The sequence below is a fragment of the Synechococcus elongatus PCC 6301 genome (assembly GCF_000010065.1).
GTDB lineage: Bacteria > Cyanobacteriota > Cyanobacteriia > Synechococcales > Synechococcaceae > Synechococcus > Synechococcus elongatus.
Genome location: NC_006576.1, coordinates 1093012 through 1112112 on the forward strand (window position 1 = coordinate 1093012; position 19101 = coordinate 1112112).

Below are 19101 nucleotides of genomic sequence, written 5' to 3' on the forward strand. Positions count from 1 at the left end.
CTCAGGTGCACGATGTTCCTATGGCAGCACGATTTCAGGAAATTGCAGCTGCTGTTGCCTCATCGCTTGCAGACAAGGATTTGGCCTTTGGCAAGGGTAAGCGCCAGCCTTGATAAATCACCGCGCCTAACAACGGCAGGAACCCAATCAATGGCCAAATACGTCGGCGATCGCCGCGACGGTGCGCATCTTCGAGCAAGAGCACTGGGAACAGCAGCGTTAAGCAAGCAAAGTCCAGCGTCATCACTTGGATAAAGCGGCTGGTCTGGAACTGCTGCACAAAGTCAGCCAGATCCCCTTGCAGCGCCAAGAGTCCTAACAGGGCGATCGCTATCCCTAGGGGTAAGGTTAACCAGCGGCGATCGAGCTTCTGGAGCAACGGCGGCCAAGCAACAGGCAACGAACCGGTGGGTAGCGGACGAAAAACAAAGTAGGGCAGCAGCGCAAACGCTCCCGCCCCAAAACTGGCGATCGCAAAGGGCCAAGCTCGCCAGCCTCGCTGATGGCCATCGAGGAGCAAGAGTGGGCCGTAGAGCAGTGGCCAGAGCCCCATGGCGTTAAACAGCGCCACAATCAGCAGGTTAATTCCCTGCCACTGTCCCAAGGACAGCCGCCGAATCAGATCCCAGGTTTGCGGGTCATCCGGCGGAGCCAATAGGGCTGTGTAACTGACTAGCGATAGCCAGGCGATCGCCGCTAGCGATCGTTTTAGAAGGCTTGAATCCACTCACGCACCTCATATTCCGTCCAGACGCCATTTTGCCAATAGGGATCCGCTTCGATCGCCTGTTTGACGGTTTCGATCGTGTCCGCCTCATAAGTTCCAAACACGTGGGTCAGGTCTTGGGTGGGGCCGAGGGTGATCAGCAGACCTTGCTCCTTTTGCACCGCTAGACCAGCGAGGTGCGCTTCTCGGTGGGGAGCCCGTTTTTCTAGAACCTCCTCGCAGTAGCGACCCCAGAGAACAAACTTGGCCATTTTGTCAGTGCAGTGAGACTTTTCAGGCATTATCGATGCTGCCGCTATGCTCAATCACAGGAGCCTCTGGATTTCGCCATGGTCAAAGTTCTGGCCTTCTCCGGCAGCGGCCGTCGTCAGTCCTACAATCAGCGCCTAGTGGCGATCGCGGCGGCAGGCGCCCATCGGGCAGGCGCTGAAGTCACCCTGACCAATTTGCAGGATCTCAACCTGCCGATCTTTAACGAGGATGAGGAGGCCGAGCAGGGCTTACCGCCGGGCGCCGTTGGCTTCAAACGCTTGCTGCGGCAGCATGACGGGTGGCTGATTGCCTGCCCGGAATACAACAGCTCGATTACACCGCTACTGAAAAATGCGATCGACTGGGCTTCTCGGCCAGAACCGAACGGCACACCCAGTCCCTTCCGCAACAAAACGGCGATCTTGATGTCGGCTTCACCGGGACAGTTGGGCGGACTGCGCGGACTCTTCCACGTTCGAGACGTCCTCCATAATCTCGGCACGATTGTCCTGCCCCAGCAGCGATCGCTGCCTAGGGCTGACTTGGCGTTTAATGACCAGGATCAACTGCAGGAGGAGGCTCAACAGGAGGCTTTTCTCAACCTAGGGCGATCGCTGGTCAGCTATCTGGAACGGACTTAATTCAGGGCGATCGCCGGTCGCTGACGCGGATATTCCTGCATCAGTCGGCGCACTTCTTCGGCGTGATAGGAACTGCGGGTCAGGGGTGAAGCCACGACTTGCAGGAAGCCGAGCTGACTGCCTTGCTGTTGCCAAGCATCAAATTCCGCCGGCGTGACAAAGCGATCGACGCCTAAATGTTTTTGGGTCGGCTGCAGGTACTGACCGATCGTGACGATGTCGCAGTCGACGCTACGGAGGTCCACCAGGACCTGCTGCACTTCTTCCGCAGTTTCACCAAGACCCACCATCAAGCCAGACTTGGTATAGATCCACGGCGCTTGTTCCCGACTGCGGCGCAATAGTTCCAGCGATCGCTGATAGTCACCTTGGGGTCGCACGCGTCGGTAGAGTCGTGAGACCGTTTCGATGTTGTGGTTCAGCACCTCGGGCGCTGCGGACAAAATAATTTCCAGCGCTTCCCAGTTGCCGCAGAGATCGGGAATCAGAACCTCAATCGTGGTCTGAGGCGATCGCGATCGCACCGCTTCAATACAGCGTTTGAATTGCTCAGCACCACCATCCGGCAAGTCATCACGATTGACTGACGTGATCACGACGTGATTGAGATTCAGTCGGCCCACAGCTTCTGTGAGTCGTTGCGGCTCCGTCGGATCGAGCGCTTTGGGTTTCTTTTCGAAGTCGATATCGCAGTAGGGGCAAGCCCGCGTGCAAGCCGGACCCATGATCAAAAAGGTGGCCGTCCCAGCGTTAAAACACTCACCAATATTGGGACAGGATGCCTCTTCGCAAACGGTATTCAGCCCCAGATCCGCCAAGACTTGCTTGACGTTACCGACGCGTTGCCACTGCGGTGCTTTGACTCGCAGCCATTCCGGTTTGACGACCAAAAGACGCTCCTCAGTTCGGGCTAATCAGTGGAGATAGAGCAGCGATCGCAGTCACTGACAGGATGCTTTGAAGGCAGCGATCGCAACTTTTCGAATTGTGACACACTGGCCCACGGGACTTGAGAGCGATCATCACCGAATCTACGGCGCGATTCAGGAGCGATCGCTGTTCAGCATGCCCAACGATCTTTTGCCCTTTCTGCTGGGTATCGCCGTTCTCATCCTCTACCTCTGTTGGTCAGCCGCGACCGAGATGGGAACCCGCTGGCCTTGGAAAAAGTAGGGGCAGGTAGCAATTAAGACTCTGGCTCCGCTGCAGCAGCCTTTTCTAGTAGTTCCAAACCTCGATTCTGGCGATCGCGGCCTCGCTCAGCTCTGAGTTGGAAGCGTGTTTCAGCATCAAACTCTGCCAAAAGCAGCGTTGCCATTTCATCAATCAGTCGATTTACTGTCGTGCCTCGTAGACGAGCCATTTCTTTCAGGCGTCGATGCTTATCATCTGCCAAACGCACTGTCATTGCAGTCATCTTCTAACCCTCCCTCAGTCCGTCTAGAAGCTGCTCTGGAGTCACGATCGCCAACGAGGGGAAGCGTAACTCTAACCGTTTTAGATCCCGTTGATTACGACTAACAACACATCGAGCTGCTGCTGCGATCGCCAATTCAATTAGATGGTCATCACCAGCATCAGGTGAGTTAGGTCGCCAGCCATAGTAAATACGGGTCCACTCACAACAACCCAGGAAAATATCAAACAGCTCCTCTCGTTCTTCAACACTCAAGCATCCAGTCCGAAATAGAGTTGATCGACTGAGAACATCTTCATACTCCAAAAACAAAGCGGTGCCCATCACAGGCGTACATTGACCCCGCAAGCAGGCTGCAATCACTTGCCGGGCTGAACCGTTACCCAGACAGGCCCCAACAAAGACGTTCGTGTCAACAACAATCCTCATGCCAAGATGGTAGCAAAAATGCCACCAAACAAGCATTGTCTCAGTGGCCTCAACCCTGAAGAATAGCTAGTACGATGTGGACTCCCCAGTGGGCAACGATCGCGCCTTCCAGTCCGTAGCGCCAATAGAGGTAGCCTGCCACCAACCCAAACAGCCCGTTTTGCAGCAGTAAATAACCGATCAGAACTGGCGTCAGCGGTAGCCCGATCGCAGCAGCATAGGGCAGATGAGCCGCAGCAAAGACGAGAGCAGACAGGAGAATTGCGATCGTTACCCAAAACTTTTGCGGTGAACCCTGACGACGTTGTCCCCAGCGCCAGCCCAGCCAGAGCAGAAAGGTCATTAAGCCCCAGCGCAGCAGAATTTCTTCGGTAATCCCGCCGTAGAGGAAGCGCAGCAGGAGCGGCGGAGCACTGGCAGTGGAAAAAGCAGGTGGCAACAGGAATTGACCAACGCCCGCGATCGCCCAGAACAAAACACTACTCAGCAGTCCGCCCAAGAGCGCAGGCCAAAGCTGGGGTTGAAGCAGTTGCCAGCCATTCTGACGATTGCTCAAGGCAACAATTACGGGCGCTTGCAAACCGACTGATAGCGCAAGGCGACTACCAGTCAGAACCGCGATCGTGAGCAAAATCGTTGGCTGAGCCAGTACCAAGACTCGCAGAGCTATTGGCGATAGCGGAGTCTCTCCTAGTGGCGGCAGAGGTAGTAATAACAGCGAGAGAACCCCCATCATCCCCAGCAGCCAAAGCAGGAGTTGCGATCGCCAAGTGATGGCTGAATTGACAGGCTGATTCATACCGCACCTCCCCAGTTCATAAGAAAAATCCCCTTCCGCAAGCTTACGAAAGGGGAATCAATTCAAGTTTTAGTGATCAGTCAGAAGGCGATCGCCTAGCCGATCACTGCTTTCGCTTTGGCGACGACGTTGTCGACGGTGAAGCCAAATTTCTCGAACATGACGTTGCCCGGAGCCGAAGCGCCAAAGGTATCAGTCGAGATCGTGGCGCCAGCATCACCGACGTACCGATGCCAGCCGAAGGAGGAACCCGCTTCCACGGCCAGACGAGCCGTGACGGCTTTCGGCAGTACCGATTCTTTGTACTCAGCCGACTGCTCGTCGAACAGTTCCCAGCAAGGCATCGAGACGATGCGGACTTTCTTCCCTTCTGCCCGCAGTTGTTTCGCAGCTTCAACACAGAGCGAGACTTCGCTACCGGTCGCCAGCAGAATCAGATCCGGCGTGCCTTCATCATCCGAAAGGACGTAAGCGCCTTTGGCAACGATGTCGATGCTGGAACCTTCCAAGTTGGGCAGGTTTTGACGCGACATGGCCAAGACCGACGGACGCTTACGGTTTTCCACCGCCACTTTGTAGGCTCCGCTAGCTTCGTTGCCGTCGGCTGGACGGAAGACCAGCATGTTGGGGATGATCCGCAGCGAAGCGATTGTCTCCACCGGTTGGTGGGTCGGGCCGTCTTCGCCCAAGCCGATCGAGTCGTGGGTGAGGACGTAGATGACCCCGACTTCCGACAGCGCCGACAGACGCATTGCGCCGCGCATGTAGTCTGCAAAGACCAGGAAGGTCGCAGCGTAGGGAATCAAGCCACTGTTGTGCAGAGCAATCCCGTTGGCGATCGCCGCCATCGCATGCTCACGCACCCCAAAGTGGACGTTGCGATTTTCGTAAGCGCCTTTTTGGAAGTCGCCCGAGACGTGCAACTCCGTCAGGTTGGAGTGGGTCAAGTCTGCCGAACCACCGATCAGTTCCGGCAGCACCGGAGCCAAGGCGTTCAGACAGATTTCCGAGTGCTTACGGGTCGCCACAGCTTTATCTGCCGGGGTGTAGCTCGGCAGTGCATCGGCCCAGCCAGTCGGCAGTTGGCCACTCAGCATCCGCTCAAATTCAGCCGCTTCAGCCGGGTAGTTGGCTTTGTACTGAGCCAGGGTTTCATTCCAGCTTGATTCCAGGGCTGCACCACGCTCGATCGCTTTGCGCCAGTGCGCCAGCGCATCTTCGGGCACCACAAAGGGTTCGTAGTCCCAGCCGAGGTTTTCGCGGGTCAGCTTGATTTCCGCATCACCCAAGGCTGCGCCGTGAACACCTGCCGTGTTGGCTTTGTTGGGCGAGCCGTAGCCGATCGTTGTGGTGACTTTGATCAGGGTCGGCTTGTCGGTGACAGCCTTGGCATCTGCGATCGCTTTTTCGATCGCAGCCAAATCGGTGTTGCCGTTTTCAACGTGCAGCACATGCCAGCCGTAAGCTTCAAAGCGCTTGCTGACGTCTTCGGTGAAGGCAACGTCAGTCGAGCCGTCGATCGAGATGTGGTTGTCGTCGTAGAGGGCGATCAGCTTGCCCAAGCCCCAGTGACCAGCCAGCGAAGCAGCTTCACCGGAAATACCCTCCATGTTGCAGCCGTCGCCCAGGATCACATAGGTGTAGTGATCCACTAGCTTGGCATCGGGTTTGTTGAAGCGAGCCGCAAGATGGGCTTCAGCTAGCGCCAGACCAACCGCGTTGGCAATGCCTTGACCCAAGGGACCAGTGGTCACTTCCACGCCCGGGGTTTCAAAGTTCTCGGGGTGACCCGGAGTCGGCGAACCCCACTGGCGGAAGTTCTTGATGTCTTCAATGCTGACGCTGTCGTAGCCGCTCAGGTGCAGCAGCGCGTACTGCAGCATGCAACCGTGGCCCGCCGAGAGGACGAAGCGATCGCGGTTGAACCAAGCAGGGTTTTTGGGATTGAAGCGCAGGAAGCGGTCCCAAAGGACGTAGGCCATCGGCGCTGCCCCCATGGGCAGACCAGGGTGACCCGACTTTGCTTTTTCGACCGCATCAATGGCAAGAAAACGGATCGAATTAATACAAAGTTCGTCGAGGGATTGAGCCGCAACAACCATAATCTCTACCTAACTGACAAAATTGACTCGGGCTTACAGCCCCCACAGGGTCAACCCAAGCGGGTGAGGCAGCAGACTTCGCCACTGACCCATCATTTCATCCTCCGGTGATCCCCATCAAGATGCGAAGGATACCTGCAGGAAATCTAGGGATGGAATTTCCGGAAGGCCAGCGTGACGTTGTGCCCACCAAAGCCGAAGGAATTGGACAAAGCCACTTCCACCGGTAGCGATCGCGCCTGATTGGGGACATAGTCCAAGTCGCAATCGGGATCGGGATCTTCCAGGTTAATCGTCGGCGGCACCATGTCCTCAGCGATCGCGAGGGTTGCCGCTACCGCCTCAATTCCGCCGGAGCCCCCTAACAGGTGACCGGTCATCGACTTAGTCGAGCTGATCACGGTTTTGTAGGCGTGCTCACCTAGGGCTTTCTTAATAGCTGCCGTTTCGGTGCTGTCGTTGGCCGGTGTGCTGGTGCCGTGAGCATTGATGTAGCTGACTTGGCTGGGCTGCAGATTGGCATCGCGGAGCGCCAACTCGATCGCCCGGGCCGCACCCAAACCACCTGGGACCGGCGAGGTGATGTGATAGGCATCACAGGTCATGCCATAGCCGACGATTTCGCCATAGATGTGAGCGCCCCTCGCTTGGGCATGCTCCAAGGATTCCAAGACCAAAATCCCTGCGCCTTCGCCCATCACAAAACCATCACGGCCTTGGTCAAAGGGACGGCAAGCATGGGCCGGGTCATCGTTGCGCAGCGACAGTGCCTTACAGGCCGCAAAACCGGCCATAGCCAGTGGGGTCACACAGGATTCAGTTCCGCCACAGATCATGGCTTGGGCATAGCCGTGCTGAATCAGCCGGAAGGCTTCACCCACCGCATTAGAACCCGCAGCGCAAGCAGTCACCGTGACATTGCAAGGGCCTTTGGCACCCAACTGGATGGCCGTCAGTCCTGCCGCCATGTTGGCGATCATCATCGGCACCATGAAGGGGCTGCAGCGATCGGGGCCTTTTTCCAGCAAAACCGTCTGCTGGTCCTCCATCACCCTCAAACCACCAATGCCTGAGCCGATCAGCACCCCGATCGCATCCGCATTCAGTTCAGTGATGTCCAGCTTGGCATCGGCGACTGCTTGGCGACTGGCAGCAACCGCCAGTTGTGCAAACCGATCCATCCGCTTAGCATCCTTGCGGTCCATGTACTGGGTGGGGTCAAAGTCCTTGACCTCCCCGGCAATTTTGCAGGCGTGACGAGACGCATCAAAGCCCCGAATCAGATCGATGCCGTTGCGACCGGCAAGGAGTCCCTGCCAATATTCCGTTGGATCATTACCGATGGGAGTAATGGCTCCCAAACCAGTAATAACAACACGCTGGCGTCCGGTTTCAGTCATGGATGCGTCTCTGCACAAACGATGGTCAGCAACAGCAGGCTCTATTGAGCCCCAGTGACTTCATCCCCTAGGCAGCTTTGCTAGCGATGAAATCGACGGCGTCTTGAACGGTCGCAATGCCTTCAGCGGCTTCATCGGGGATTTCGATATCGAAAGCCTCTTCCAGAGCCATCACCAGTTCCACGGTGTCCAGCGAGTCCGCTCCCAGATCGTTTTGGAAGCTGGATTCTGGCTTGACTTCAGCCACATCCACACTCAGCTGCTCAGCCACAATGTCTTTGACTTTGCTGAAGATGTCTTCTTGGCTCATGGATTGCTCTCTACCTAGAAATTGCGGGAAACAACGTGACAATGAAGGGGTCGCCAGAAGCTAAGCCCAATCAGCATTTTGCCGACTGCCTAGGCCGATTGAATCGTTCGATCAGCAAGCGGATCAAAGCGGCGCTCGGATTTAGGCATCCCTACATCTTAAAGGCAAGGGGAGCGCTCGCTAAATAGCCCAGGCGACCCTGCTGCTGAGAACAGGCTGTCCCGTGCCACCCTCACTGCTACCGAATCGCTGGGCGATCGCAGGTCAATCCCTTGCCCTGCTTGGCAATTTGTTAATTTTTTGCAGCCGCGCGAAAACTCGTCGAAAGCCCCAAGGTATGCTGAGGCCGGAAATTGCCTGAATGCCTGTTACATCAGGCTGTTTGGCTTGCGCAGTGGTTCGGCCGTTTGCTGCCGACGTTGCCCAGAGTCTAGCGCTGCAATTGGAGCAACAGTTCAATGTCTCATTCGGTCAAGATTTACGACACTTGCATCGGCTGCACCCAGTGCGTGCGGGCGTGCCCTCTCGATGTACTGGAAATGGTGCCCTGGGACGGCTGTAAAGCCGGTCAGATCGCTGCTTCTCCGCGAACCGAAGATTGTGTGGGCTGTAAGCGTTGCGAAACGGCTTGCCCCACGGACTTTTTGAGCATTCGGGTCTACCTGGGTGCCGAAACGACGCGCAGCATGGGTCTGGCTTACTAAAGCCACACCAACCGTCAGGATCCAGGCTTGTGGTTCAGGGGGCGATCGCCCCCTTTTTTCTGGCTCTTTTCTGGCGCGATCGCCCTTGAAGGGGACAGGCTTTCCGCTACGATGGCTGCCATTGATCCCTGTTGCAGGTGCAGTCCATGTGCGGCATCGTTGGCTATATCGGCACTCAGCCTGCCAGTCACATCCTCTTGGAGGGTTTGCGGCAGCTGGAGTATCGCGGCTACGATTCAGCCGGTATTGCGACCCTATGGGATCATCAGCTCCAAATTGTGCGGGCGGAAGGTAAGCTCCATAATTTGCAAGCTGCACTGCAAAACCATGACAGCCCCGCCCACCTTGGCATTGGCCATACTCGTTGGGCAACTCACGGTAAACCGGAAGTTCGGAACGCCCACCCGCACAAAGACATGAGCGGCTTGGTGGCAGTTGTCCAGAACGGCATTGTTGAAAACTACCGTGAACTGCGCGAAGCGCTGCAAGCCGAAGGCATTGAGTTTGTCTCGGATACCGATACGGAAGTCATCCCCAACTTGGTTGCGCGCCACTTCCGGCAATTGGCAGCAGCAGGCAGTGCACCAGATTCAAGACTTTTAGAAGCAGTTCGTCTGGCCGTGCAGGAGCTGGAGGGGGCCTACGCGATCGCGGTGCTCTGTGTGGATGCCCCAGACGAGATTGTGGTTGCGCGCCAGCAAGCACCGCTGGTGATTGGCTTTGGCCAAGGGGAATTTTTCTGCGCCTCGGATACACCTGCGATCATCAATCACACCCGAGCGGTGGTGACGCTTGAGAACGGTGAGATGGCACGACTGACCCCGCTTGGGGTTGAGATCTTCAACTTCCAGGGCGATCGCCTGCGCAAGCAACCGCGACTACTGAGTGGCACCTCCTTACTGGCGGAAAAACAAGGCTTCCGCCACTACATGCTCAAGGAGATTTACGACCAGCCCGGCGTGGTGCGTAGCTGGTTGAGCACCCACCTCAATGACAATTGGCGCGCGGATGCCGCCGATGAACCGGCTCAGGTGGCTCCCTATCCCCACGCGCAAACGCCCGTCATTTTGAACCTGCCCGATGAATTACTGAACGATCTTGAACAGGTTCAGATTCTGGCCTGTGGGACCAGTTGGCACGCTAGCCTCGTCGGACGTTACTTGCTCGAGACTTTGGCGGGGGTTCCGACACAGGTTTATTACGCCTCGGAATTTCGCTATGCACCGTCGCCCTTGGTGCGCAACACCCTGACGATTGGGGTGACGCAATCGGGTGAGACGGCAGACACCCTCGCGGCTTTGGAGAAAGAAGGCGAACGGCGATCGGGTTTGGGGCCAGAGTTTGCACCGCGCCTGTTGGGTATTACCAACCGCTCGGAAAGTACGCTAGCCCACGTGGTGCCGCACATTCTCGATATCCAAGCAGGAATTGAGGTGGGCGTTGCAGCTACGAAGACCTTTTTAGGACAGGTGCTTGCTTTCTATGGTTTGGCGATCGATTTGGCCTATCGACGCAGCAGTCAGTCCCACGAAAAACTTGAGGCCTTGATCGCTGGGCTAAAGCGGATTCCAGATCAGATTGAGCAACTGTTGCGGGAACAGGATGGAGCAATCGAATCGCTGGCGCATCAATTCACGGAGACTCAGGATTTCATCTTCATGGGTCGGGGGATTAACTTCCCAATCGCCCTTGAAGGGGCACTGAAGCTGAAGGAAATTAGCTACATCCACGCAGAGGGCTATCCGGCGGGTGAGATGAAACATGGGCCGATCGCGTTGTTGGATTCTAAAGTGCCGGTCGTGGCGATCGCAGTGCCGGGTTCGGTGTATGACAAGGTACTTTCGAATGCGCAAGAAGCCAAAGCACGGGATGCGCGGATGATTGGCGTGATTCCTGATGGCCCAGATGCCAATATGTTTGACCATTACCTCTGGGTGCCGATCGTCGATGAATTACTCTCACCTTTACTGACGGTTGTGCCGCTGCAATTACTGAGCTATCACATTGCTGCTCTGCGCGGTTTGGATGTCGATCAACCCCGAAATCTTGCGAAGTCAGTGACGGTTGAATAGCGAGGGCAACACTAAATGTCCACCGACTTACTAAAGCGAATCACATCAGACCCAGATATCTGCCATGGCAAGCCCTGTATCCGTGGCATGCGTTATCCAGTTGAGTTGATTCTTGAGTTATTAGGGTCTGGGATGACGACGGAAGAAATCATCACTGACTATGATGATCTGGAGTCTGATGACATTTTGGCAGTTCTTTTGTTCGCAGCTCGCCTTAGTCAGGTCAAGAGTATTTACAAAATTGCATCATGAGATTTTTGATTGATGCTCAACTTCCGATTCGACTGGCACGACTGCTTCGCGAATTTGGATATGACACAATTCACACCAGAGAACTTCCTGCTCAAAACAAGACTCCAGATTCGACCATAAACCTCATATCTCTTCAAGATAAAAGAATTGTCATTACCAAAGACTCAGATTTCGTAAACTCTTTCCTTGCCAGTCAAAAGCCTTACAAGCTTCTCTTGATCAGTACAGGCAATATCAAAAATTCAGATTTGGAAGCTCTTTTTGTCGCTAATTTAGGTGCCATGGTAAAACTTTTAGATCAGCATAGCTATATTGAAGTGAGCAGGGACTCAATCACTGTTCACTGCTAACTAAAATTATTGTTTTGTTTAGGCTTCCATAGCAGCCATTATTTTAGTTGAGACAGTCTCAAGAGAGTCAATAAGGGGCTTAAGCCCCTTGTTCCAGAGGGCTATCATCTTCCCTAACCGTCCTAACTAGGCTAGAGATTGCTATATCAAATCGTCCTAACTTGATTGCAGCCTGCTATATCAACATCTAAAAATCAATTAAATCTTGGGAATCAGATCTAATAAATGTAGTGAAACCTATGGGGTTTGGGCGCGTTGACGAGCTTCAAGGAGAGTTGCTTGGAGCCCAGGCGCTTGGAAGAGGCGATTAGTATCAGCCAAAAGGCAATCGCCCCAGAGCTGTTCTTTGAGGAAATCGAGGCTGACGTACTGGCTATCTTTGCCGAGAGCTTGCTGAGCGAGTCGAACGGCCTCTTCAGTTTGGCCCTGTTGATAGACCAAAACGGCTTTAGCGAGCACAGGCTCTGCTGCATCTTTGCTCAACTCGATCGCCCGATTCCAATAATTTAGCGCTTGATTGCGATCGCCCTGTTCATAACTGACTAAGCCGAGGTTATTGATTGCTTCCCAGAAATCAGGCTTCACCTGAACCGCTTTTTGAAAAGCCGCGATTGCAGGCGGATATTGCTTTTGAATGAGATACACATTGCCTAAACCAAACAGCGCACCCGACGAATCTGGCTTAATCGCCAGACCTCGCTGCAAAAAGCTCGCAGCCTCGCTGTAATTGCCTTGTCGGAACCGCGCTGAACCCAACGCAAACAAAATTGCAGGCTCTCGGGGCGACAGTTTTTGCGCTTTTTCTAGGGCAGCGATCGCCGGATCAAGTTGATTGAGCCGCAAACTCGCATCCGCCAGCACCAACCAAACTCGAAAATCATTAGGGGCTAACTGCGTTGCCAAGGCTGCCTGCCGCTGAGCAAATTCAATTTGCTGGAATTGCAGCAGCTGCGCCGCTTCCTGTGCCAGCACTAACCCCTGTTCCTCCAGATACTTCGAATCGAGATCCGGTACGTAGGGCGTAAAGGCTTGGGCGGGTGAGAACGCTGTCCCACTGCAACTGAGAGCGGCAAGCAAGGCAAGGAGAGCAGTTCGCTTCACAGGTCAGCCGGAGAACAATCAGCGCTAGCTTAGCCGATTCCCTTCAGACTGCTGGCGCAGGTTGGCCCGGCTATTGCGCCGCCACATGGCGGGTTTAATGCGACGCAGCGCCGACCCTTGGAACTGCTGATCCCAGGCTTCCTCCGAGAGAGTCGCCAACTCCGCTAGGGCAGGAGCCAGCAACTCCGATCGCGGCTGGAGATCCGGAAGGGTGGTTATTTGGGCAAAGCGTTGATTCCAAGGGCAAACCTCTTGGCAGATATCACAGCCCGCCACCCAACCTTGGAGATTCTGGGCGATCGCGGCGGGCAAGTCTGCCGCTCGGTTCTCGATCGTGTGATACGCAATGCAGCGATTGGCATCAACCACATAAGGCTCCACGATCGCTTGGGTCGGGCAAGCCTCTAGACATCGGCTGCAACTGCCGCAATGGGCTGTGTGCGGACGATCAGCGGGCAACGCCAAAGTCGTCACCAGTTCCCCCAGAAAAATCCAGGAACCAAACTCGCGACTGATGACATTGCTATTTTTGGCGATCCAACCTAGGCCAGCTCGTTGCGCCCAGACTTTATCTGCGATCGGGCCACTATCGACGTACCAGCGACATTCGCAGTCCGGCTGCTGAGTTTGCAGCCAACGGGCGAGGGCTTTCAGTCGCTTTTCGACCACGCGGTGATAGTCGCGCCCCCAAGCATAGCGAGCAATTTTGCCCACTTCAGGCGACGGGTCAGGATGATCGCCGCTGTAGTAGTTCAGCGCGACACAAATCACGGACTGCGCATTGGGCAGCAAATTCCGCACATCCCGCCGGCGATCGCTGGCCATCCAGTCCATTTCCGCTTGATAGCCCTGGGCCAACCAGCGATCGAGTGCAGCCAAGGCTTCCGTATCGGGTGGATCGACGCTCGCAATCTCGACTTTGTCAAAGCCGAGGGCGATCGCTTCGGCCTTAATCTGCTCTGCAAGCGTTGCAACCATTGCCTACAGCAACACCGCTGCATCGCGATCGAGCAACCAGTAGAGTTGCCCTGTAACAGGCTGAATCAGGCGGACGGGCGTTTGTTGACTATCGCCTGTTGCCGCCAAGGCACGTTTTAGTGCTTCTTGTTTGGCTGCTCCACTAACCAAAAACACCACCGTTCGCGCTTGGTTAATCAACGGTGCCGTGAACGTGAGGCGTGGTTGTCCGCCGCGATCGCCTACCGTCACAAGACGGCTTTGTTCCTCCAAGGCAGCGGTTCCCGGAAACAGGGATGCCGTATGGCCATCGTCTCCTAGTCCCAGGAGGACTAAGTCAAACACCGGCCAGGCTGGCTCCTGCACTTGAAAAGCTCGCCGCAGATCTGTCTCCGCGATCGCGGCATCTTGCCAAGGATCAGCGGACTGAGTGGGCAGCGGGTGAATCTGCTCGGCCGGAATCGGCACCTGATCCAGCCAAGCTTGGCGCGCCATCCGCTCATTGCTATCAGGATGATCGTTGGGAACGTAGCGTTCATCTCCCCAGAAGATTTGCCAGTTGGCCCAGTCTGCCTCTGAAGTAGCCAACTGCTCGTACAGCGCCTTGGGCGTACTGCCGCCTGACAAGGCCAAACGAAACGTGCCTCGCTCCGCGATCGCCCGACTGGCAGTTTCTAACACCAGCGTTTGAGCTGCAGACACGACCGCTGCAAAATCGGCCAAGACAGATTGATGAACAGACATCTCAGGCTCTCTGCACTGGTTCCATTCTGGCTGATGGTCATTGTGCAGGTTGATGCCGTGCCTACTCACGACCTTTGCCAGCGATCGGATCAGGTTAGGGTGAGAGACGAGAGTGGCGTTACACCGATCGCCCCGCCTGATGAGACTGCCACCATGACACTGGATATCGTTCTTGGCTCAATCAACCGATTGACTTTACCTTGCCAGGCGTCATCAACTCGGCAGTCCAGAACAGTCGCCAGCGCGAGACTTTACGATTCAATATTGTTGTGCCGACGGGGCAAACTGAGCATTTTCAAGCCCTGCTCGAAACAACCTTTCCCTCGCCGCAGTTCCAGTGGCGACTCGGGACTTTTCAACCCTCTGCCGATCTGGCAGATTACCTCGCCCACAAATACAGTCGCGATCGCGGCGAGCGACTACTAGGGCGCTTCATGCAGTTCTCACGCGTCTGGCTGCCGCAGGTGTTTCCGGACCTAACGCGGATTCTTTATTTCGATACTGATGTTGTTCTGCTTGAAGACCCAGCCATTCTCGATCAACAAGCAGGAGACTTCAACGATCAGATTTTCTTTGCAGCTGTGCCTCACTCTCGACCTGCTTGGCTGTATTTCAAGAAGCCATGGCGAGCCCACAGCTACATTAAAGCCATGGGAACCACCTTTAACAGTGGCGTGATGGTGACTGACCTACGCTTCTGGACAGAGGCGGTCTATCAACGTATCCAAGCGGCCCTCGATCGCGATCGCCAATTCCGCTATCGCTTCTTGGAACCTGGTGACGAGGCTCTCCTCAACGCCTGCTTCCCGAACTACCGTGCCCTACCAAAGCGCTGGAACCGCTGTGGCTATGGCAATGCTCGCTTTGTCGCTCGGCTGTTGGCCTGTGATCCACAAGAGGCAGCAATCATTCACTGGAGCGGCGGTCATCATAAGCCGTGGAATACCCACGACATCATCTATGGCGATCTCTGGCGGCGCTATGCCAATCTCCCGGGCCTACTCCTACCCAACCCCATCTAGCTGGCTACTGCTCCTAAAACCAAGACAAGCGATCGCTGTTCTCTCGCTGTCTATATTGATGCAGCAGCAAACTCAATATTTAATTTGAGAGCCGCATTTAACTCTATCCAGAAAACTACAATCATAGATACAAGAGTGCTACCAACCAAAAACAAAAACCCTAATTCTATAGACAAAGAGCGATAGCTATTAGCTGGTTAACACATATTCTGTAAGGCATGAATACTTCTAGAAAATTTCAGGACTTCACTGCATCCTAAAGAACTCATAAAACATCTGTCATTGTCTCGCTTGAACACTAAATTGAAGTCAATAGCCCTTAGTGGCCAGAATTACATTTGAGAAGGGTTAAGGATGTTGAGCCATCCTGAAGGGGGATCTGTGAACAGGGCCTACGCTTACCTCGGTCTGCTCCTACTCGTGAGCTCTTACTTCACTGCTCCAGCGATCGCTCGGCCAGTGCGTGGGGGTGGCAGTCGCCCCAGCATCAGTAGACCTGTAACCCGACCTGCTCCCAGTCGGCCAAATGTGAGCCGACCCGTTACGACACCTAATCGTCCCAATATCACTCGACCGATTAATACGCCAAACCGACCCGTTAATGCTCCTAGTCGGCCTATCACCACTCCTAACCGACCTATCAACAACCCCAATCGGCCCATCAACACGCCAAATCGACCGATTATCAATCAGCCGATCAATAATCGACCAATCATTAATCGCCCAATTGGTTCTGGCAATACGATCATCAACAACCGCCCAATCAATATCAACAACATCAATACTCGTCCCAATTGGGTCAATCGGAATTGGGCAGCCTCTAGGCCTTGGGGAGGTTATGGTTGGTATGGTAGCTGGGCTAATCCACCTTGGGGGTGGTGGACCGCCAATACTGCTATCTGGGGAATTACATCTCTTGCCAGCGCTGCCATCATCAGTAGCTCGATTGATAATGCTGTCAGCACAAACGTTGTCTATATTCCAGTTCCTAACAGTTCCTATGAGCTTTACTATGGAACCATTGCGCCGACTAGTAGTAGTGTGACAACCTTTGCCTTTGGCTATGAAGGTCAAACCTATCAAGCAGTAGCAGATTGTCAGCAAGGGCTACTGAATGGTCAGCCTCCCACGACTGCTGCAGAAGCTGAACTTTTGAATGCTGCTTGTCAGGTTGCTTTTGCCAGCTTCTAGGAATTGATGAAGGTGTTTTAAAGGGTGGGCGATCGCTCACCTTTTTTGTCTGCTTGAGTCTTCCATTTTACGAGCGATTGCTGGCAATTTTAGCCTCAGAAGTGCTACAGCACCGGATCGCTAGCGCCAAACCGTAGACGCAACAGAGACAACGTCAACACGACTAAAAACAGTGCAAGACCAACAGTACAGGCATAACTGACTTCTAGCTTTTGAAAGGCCTGCTGATAGACATAATAGACAACAGTTTTAGAGCTATTGAGTGGGCCTCCTTGGGTCATGATGAAAACTTCTTCAAAGACCTTGGTTGCAGAAATTGCTGAAATCACCGCAACCAGAACAAGGTAGGGACGCATCAGGGGCAGCGTGATGTCTAAGTGGCGTCGCCAGCCATCCGAACCATCCAAGGCCGCAGCTTCGTAGAGTTCGAGAGGGATGCCCTGTAAACCGGCGAGATAAATCACCATGTAGTAGCCCAGTCCTTTCCAGACCGTCACGGCCATCACACTGAAGAGCGCCAAGGCTGGACTGGTCAGCCAAGGAATCGGTTGGAATCCTTCGCCAAACACCAACTGCCCGAGTTGGTTGAGTAGACCTGTTTCGGCATAGAGCCACCGCCAAGCAATTCCTGCAACCACGATCGAGACAATGACGGGGGTGTAGTAGGCCAAGCGGAATAGAGTAATGCCGCGTAGTGGGCGATTGACCAAGATTGCTAGGCCCAACGGTAGAAAGACCAGCAGCGGCACGACACCAATGAGATAGATAAACGTATTGCCAAGAGTTTTCCAAAAGACGGCATCGTTAAGCAGCCGCTGAAAATTTTCGAGGCCGACCCACTGGGGCGATCGCGTCAGGTTGTAGTCAAAGCGGGTGAAGCTGAAATAAAAGGCTTGCAGCGCTGGCCAAAACACCGTCAGACCAAGGATTGTCAGCGCCGGTGCCAAGAATAAGTAGGGGGACAGGCGATCGCGCAATGCAGTCATGGACACCTCTGGCACAGATAACCGAGGGCGAAGGCCCCGAAGGTAAAATACTGGTTTCCCCGCTCGGCGTCAGCTTGCCATGTCCGTTCAAATCCCTGTTGCTCTGCCGCAAAACGCCTACGAGATTGCGATCGCGAATGGGGGATTGGCCGCAGCAGGGACTTGGTTGCAGCAAGCTGATCTGAAGGCGGGCACGAAACTTCTGATTGTGACCAACCCGGCGATCGGGCGGCGTTACGGCGATCGCCTCGTGGCAGCACTGCAAGAAGCAGGTTTCATCGTCGACTGCCTGACCCTACCGGCTGGCGAACGCTACAAAACGCCAGCAACAGTTCAACGCATCTATGACAAAGCCCTAGAACTGCGGCTGGAGCGCCGTTCGGCCTTGGTCGCCTTGGGTGGCGGCGTGATTGGTGACATGACAGGTTTTGCGGCGGCAACCTGGTTGCGCGGCATTAGCTTTGTGCAGATCCCGACCTCCCTGCTGGCAATGGTTGATGCTTCGATTGGGGGCAAAACCGGCGTCAATCATCCCCGTGGCAAAAACCTGATCGGGGCGTTTCATCAACCCAAGCTGGTGCTAATTGATCCAGAAACGCTACAAACCCTGCCCGTACGGGAGTTCCGTGCCGGCATGGCTGAGGTAATTAAGTATGGCGTGATTTGGGATCGGGATTTGTTTGAGCGGTTGGAAGCAAGCCCCTTTCTCGATCGCCCGCGATCGCTACCGGCCAATCTCCTAACGCTGATCTTAGAGCGCTCCTGTCGCGCCAAAGCAGAGGTGGTTGCCAAGGATGAAAAAGAATCGGGCTTGCGGGCCATCCTCAACTACGGCCATACGATTGGCCACGCCGTCGAAAGTCTGACAGGCTATCGCATCGTTAACCATGGCGAAGCTGTGGCGATCGGGATGGTTGCGGCGGGACGGCTGGCTGTGGCGCTAGGACTCTGGAATCAGGATGAATGTGATCGCCAAGAAGCCGTGATTGCTAAAGCGGGCTTACCAACACGCCTACCAGAAGGGATTGATCAAGCTGCAATCGTCGAGGCTCTACAACTCGACAAAAAAGTGCAGGCAGGCAAGGTACGGTTTATTCTGCCAACGACGCTCGGCCACGTCACGATTACCGATCAGGTACCGAGCCAAACCCTGCAAGAGGTGCTGCAGGCGATCGCCAACCCCTAAGACCTACCGTTGGAGATAGGTGAATGTCCGTTGAAGAAGCCAGTAAAGCGGTTGTCCGCAACTATGTTGAAGCCTTCAATCGGGGTGATCTTGCAGCCCTCAAAAGCACTCCTAGCAGAGGATGCTGAGATCCAGGGCGTTTTGGGACAAGGGCTTTTCGATCGAATCGAGCCCGTTTGGCGTCAATTGATCGAGGGCTACGGCATGCAATTGAGCATCCAAGAACTGATTGCGGAAGGCAATGTGGTTGCCGCTCGATACCTCGAAACAGGAACGTTTCGGAAGCCAGCGTTTGGACAGCAACCGACAGGTCGATCCTATGAGCTGGTGGCGATCGAATGGTTTGAGATTGAAAACGGCAAAATTAAACGGCGCTGGGGTGTTCGCGACTCTGCTTCACAAGCTCGTCAGTTAGGGCTGTTGACTTCTTGATTGCGATCGCCGAAACAATATCTGGCC

Annotated in this window: 23 protein-coding genes; 10 read left to right on the top strand and 13 right to left on the bottom strand. The window is 54.8% G+C overall.

The features are described 5' to 3' along the window. Positions 1-34: 34 nt before the first annotated feature. Complete coding sequence (locus SYC_RS05185) at positions 35-727, bottom strand: hypothetical protein (protein ID WP_011243288.1); 693 nt, start codon at positions 725-727, stop codon at positions 35-37. Then, positions 709-978 (bottom strand): YciI family protein, encoded by a 270-nt coding sequence (locus SYC_RS05190; RefSeq protein ID WP_011243289.1) that lies wholly within the window; start codon positions 976-978, stop codon positions 709-711. Before SYC_RS05190 ends, SYC_RS05185 begins: the two co-directional genes overlap by 19 nt. 78 nt (positions 979-1056) lie before the next feature. Here SYC_RS05190 and SYC_RS05195 point away from each other — a divergent pair, with 78 nt between their 5' ends. Then, positions 1057-1620, top strand: coding sequence for an NADPH-dependent FMN reductase (locus SYC_RS05195; RefSeq protein ID WP_011243290.1), 564 nt, complete (start codon positions 1057-1059; stop codon positions 1618-1620). Here SYC_RS05195 and lipA read toward each other — a convergent pair. Then, positions 1617-2510 carry a lipoyl synthase gene (gene lipA / locus SYC_RS05200; protein WP_011243291.1) on the bottom strand — a complete coding sequence of 298 codons (894 nt, stop codon included), beginning with the start codon at positions 2508-2510 and terminating at the stop codon, positions 1617-1619. The genes SYC_RS05195 and lipA overlap by 4 nt on opposite strands. A 97-nt stretch (positions 2511-2607) precedes the next feature. On the opposite strand from lipA, the gene SYC_RS05205 reads away from it, so the two are divergent. Continuing rightward, entirely contained in the window at positions 2608-2793 is a 186-nt protein-coding gene (locus tag SYC_RS05205) for a hypothetical protein (RefSeq protein ID WP_155813891.1), read from the top strand. Positions 2794-2806: 13 nt separating this feature from the next. On the opposite strand, the gene SYC_RS05210 is transcribed toward SYC_RS05205, so the two are convergent. The 6 genes from SYC_RS05210 to acpP all read right to left on the bottom strand — a co-directional run bounded on the left by SYC_RS05210 (position 2807) and on the right by acpP (position 8077). After that, positions 2807-3037 (bottom strand): hypothetical protein, encoded by a 231-nt coding sequence (locus tag SYC_RS05210; protein ID WP_011243292.1) that lies wholly within the window; start codon positions 3035-3037, stop codon positions 2807-2809. 3 nt (positions 3038-3040) lie between these two features. Next, positions 3041-3466, bottom strand: coding sequence for a PIN domain-containing protein (locus SYC_RS05215; RefSeq protein ID WP_231621346.1), 426 nt, complete (start codon positions 3464-3466; stop codon positions 3041-3043). 49 nt (positions 3467-3515) lie between these two features. After that, positions 3516-4265: a CPBP family glutamic-type intramembrane protease gene (locus SYC_RS05220; protein WP_011243294.1), complete on the bottom strand. Its 750-nt coding sequence runs from the start codon at positions 4263-4265 to the stop codon at positions 3516-3518. A gap of 95 nt (positions 4266-4360) precedes the next feature. Then, positions 4361-6367, bottom strand: a complete 2007-nt coding sequence (tkt, locus tag SYC_RS05225; protein WP_011243295.1) for a transketolase — start codon at positions 6365-6367, stop codon at positions 4361-4363. A 146-nt stretch (positions 6368-6513) separates the two neighbouring features. Continuing rightward, entirely contained in the window at positions 6514-7767 is a 1254-nt protein-coding gene (fabF, locus tag SYC_RS05230; protein WP_011243296.1) for a beta-ketoacyl-ACP synthase II, read from the bottom strand. Between the two features lie 67 nt (positions 7768-7834). Continuing rightward, positions 7835-8077, bottom strand: a complete 243-nt coding sequence (gene acpP, locus SYC_RS05235; protein ID WP_011243297.1) for an acyl carrier protein — start codon at positions 8075-8077, stop codon at positions 7835-7837. A gap of 458 nt (positions 8078-8535) precedes the next feature. On the opposite strand from acpP, the gene psaC reads away from it, so the two are divergent. From psaC to SYC_RS05255, 4 genes are all read left to right on the top strand, one after another. Then, positions 8536-8781 carry a photosystem I iron-sulfur center protein PsaC gene (gene psaC, locus SYC_RS05240; protein ID WP_011243298.1) on the top strand — a complete coding sequence of 82 codons (246 nt, stop codon included), beginning with the start codon at positions 8536-8538 and terminating at the stop codon, positions 8779-8781. A gap of 146 nt (positions 8782-8927) precedes the next feature. Next, a complete protein-coding gene (gene glmS, locus SYC_RS05245) occupies positions 8928-10853 on the top strand; it encodes a glutamine--fructose-6-phosphate transaminase (isomerizing) (RefSeq protein WP_011243299.1) in 1926 nt (641 codons plus the stop codon). A gap of 15 nt (positions 10854-10868) precedes the next feature. After that, a complete protein-coding gene (locus SYC_RS05250) occupies positions 10869-11105 on the top strand; it encodes a DUF433 domain-containing protein (RefSeq protein WP_011243300.1) in 237 nt (78 codons plus the stop codon). Further along, a complete protein-coding gene (locus SYC_RS05255; RefSeq protein WP_011243301.1) occupies positions 11102-11455 on the top strand; it encodes a DUF5615 family PIN-like protein in 354 nt (117 codons plus the stop codon). The genes SYC_RS05250 and SYC_RS05255 overlap by 4 nt, the downstream gene beginning before the upstream one ends. Before the next feature lie 237 nt (positions 11456-11692). On the opposite strand, the gene SYC_RS05260 is transcribed toward SYC_RS05255, so the two are convergent. From SYC_RS05260 to pgl, 3 genes are read right to left on the bottom strand one after another with little or no spacing between them, the layout of a single operon-like run. Then, on the bottom strand, positions 11693-12556 hold the full coding sequence (locus SYC_RS05260; protein ID WP_011243302.1) for a tetratricopeptide repeat protein: 864 nt from the start codon (positions 12554-12556) through the stop codon (positions 11693-11695). A 24-nt stretch (positions 12557-12580) separates the two neighbouring features. Continuing rightward, positions 12581-13534, bottom strand: coding sequence for a tRNA epoxyqueuosine(34) reductase QueG (gene queG / locus SYC_RS05265; RefSeq protein WP_011243303.1), 954 nt, complete (start codon positions 13532-13534; stop codon positions 12581-12583). Positions 13535-13537: 3 nt separating this feature from the next. Then, positions 13538-14326: a 6-phosphogluconolactonase gene (gene pgl, locus SYC_RS05270; RefSeq protein WP_011243304.1), complete on the bottom strand. Its 789-nt coding sequence runs from the start codon at positions 14324-14326 to the stop codon at positions 13538-13540. 131 nt (positions 14327-14457) lie between these two features. Here pgl and SYC_RS05275 point away from each other — a divergent pair, with 131 nt between their 5' ends. Both SYC_RS05275 and SYC_RS05280 read left to right on the top strand, forming a co-directional pair. Beyond that, complete coding sequence (locus SYC_RS05275) at positions 14458-15279, top strand: glycosyltransferase family 8 protein (protein WP_162010023.1); 822 nt, start codon at positions 14458-14460, stop codon at positions 15277-15279. Positions 15280-15699: 420 nt separating this feature from the next. Then, the gene (locus tag SYC_RS05280; RefSeq protein WP_234701804.1) at positions 15700-16470 is read left to right on the top strand and encodes a hypothetical protein; all 771 of its coding nucleotides are present in this window, start codon (positions 15700-15702) and stop codon (positions 16468-16470) included. A 104-nt stretch (positions 16471-16574) separates the two neighbouring features. On the opposite strand, the gene SYC_RS05285 is transcribed toward SYC_RS05280, so the two are convergent. Continuing rightward, positions 16575-17456, bottom strand: a complete 882-nt coding sequence (locus SYC_RS05285; protein ID WP_011377610.1) for a carbohydrate ABC transporter permease — start codon at positions 17454-17456, stop codon at positions 16575-16577. 79 nt (positions 17457-17535) lie between these two features. Between SYC_RS05285 and aroB the strand changes: the two genes are divergently transcribed. Continuing rightward, positions 17536-18642, top strand: coding sequence for a 3-dehydroquinate synthase (aroB, locus tag SYC_RS05290; protein ID WP_011243308.1), 1107 nt, complete (start codon positions 17536-17538; stop codon positions 18640-18642). A gap of 63 nt (positions 18643-18705) precedes the next feature. Continuing rightward, a complete protein-coding gene (locus SYC_RS05295) occupies positions 18706-19074 on the top strand; it encodes an ester cyclase (protein ID WP_011243309.1) in 369 nt (122 codons plus the stop codon). Positions 19075-19101 lie beyond the last annotated feature (27 nt).

Excerpts from the sequence above, each read along its gene's own strand:
- glmS (WP_011243299.1), top strand. The coding sequence starts at position 8,928 with ATGTGCGGCATCGTTGGCTATATCGGCACTCAGCCTGCCAGTCACATC.
- SYC_RS05285 (WP_011377610.1), bottom strand. The coding sequence starts at position 17,456 with ATGACTGCATTGCGCGATCGCCTGTCCCCCTACTTATTCTTGGCACCG.
- aroB (WP_011243308.1), top strand. The coding sequence starts at position 17,536 with ATGTCCGTTCAAATCCCTGTTGCTCTGCCGCAAAACGCCTACGAGATT.
- SYC_RS05210 (WP_011243292.1), bottom strand. The coding sequence starts at position 3,037 with ATGACTGCAATGACAGTGCGTTTGGCAGATGATAAGCATCGACGCCTG.
- SYC_RS05220 (WP_011243294.1), bottom strand. The coding sequence starts at position 4,265 with ATGAATCAGCCTGTCAATTCAGCCATCACTTGGCGATCGCAACTCCTG.
- queG (WP_011243303.1), bottom strand. The coding sequence starts at position 13,534 with ATGGTTGCAACGCTTGCAGAGCAGATTAAGGCCGAAGCGATCGCCCTC.
- SYC_RS05255 (WP_011243301.1), top strand. The coding sequence starts at position 11,102 with ATGAGATTTTTGATTGATGCTCAACTTCCGATTCGACTGGCACGACTG.
- fabF (WP_011243296.1), bottom strand. The coding sequence starts at position 7,767 with ATGACTGAAACCGGACGCCAGCGTGTTGTTATTACTGGTTTGGGAGCC.
- SYC_RS05190 (WP_011243289.1), bottom strand. The coding sequence starts at position 978 with ATGGCCAAGTTTGTTCTCTGGGGTCGCTACTGCGAGGAGGTTCTAGAA.
- psaC (WP_011243298.1), top strand. The coding sequence starts at position 8,536 with ATGTCTCATTCGGTCAAGATTTACGACACTTGCATCGGCTGCACCCAG.
- SYC_RS05295 (WP_011243309.1), top strand. The coding sequence starts at position 18,706 with ATGTTGAAGCCTTCAATCGGGGTGATCTTGCAGCCCTCAAAAGCACTC.
- tkt (WP_011243295.1), bottom strand. The coding sequence starts at position 6,367 with ATGGTTGTTGCGGCTCAATCCCTCGACGAACTTTGTATTAATTCGATC.
- acpP (WP_011243297.1), bottom strand. The coding sequence starts at position 8,077 with ATGAGCCAAGAAGACATCTTCAGCAAAGTCAAAGACATTGTGGCTGAG.
- SYC_RS05195 (WP_011243290.1), top strand. The coding sequence starts at position 1,057 with ATGGTCAAAGTTCTGGCCTTCTCCGGCAGCGGCCGTCGTCAGTCCTAC.
- SYC_RS05215 (WP_231621346.1), bottom strand. The coding sequence starts at position 3,466 with ATGAGGATTGTTGTTGACACGAACGTCTTTGTTGGGGCCTGTCTGGGT.
- SYC_RS05250 (WP_011243300.1), top strand. The coding sequence starts at position 10,869 with ATGTCCACCGACTTACTAAAGCGAATCACATCAGACCCAGATATCTGC.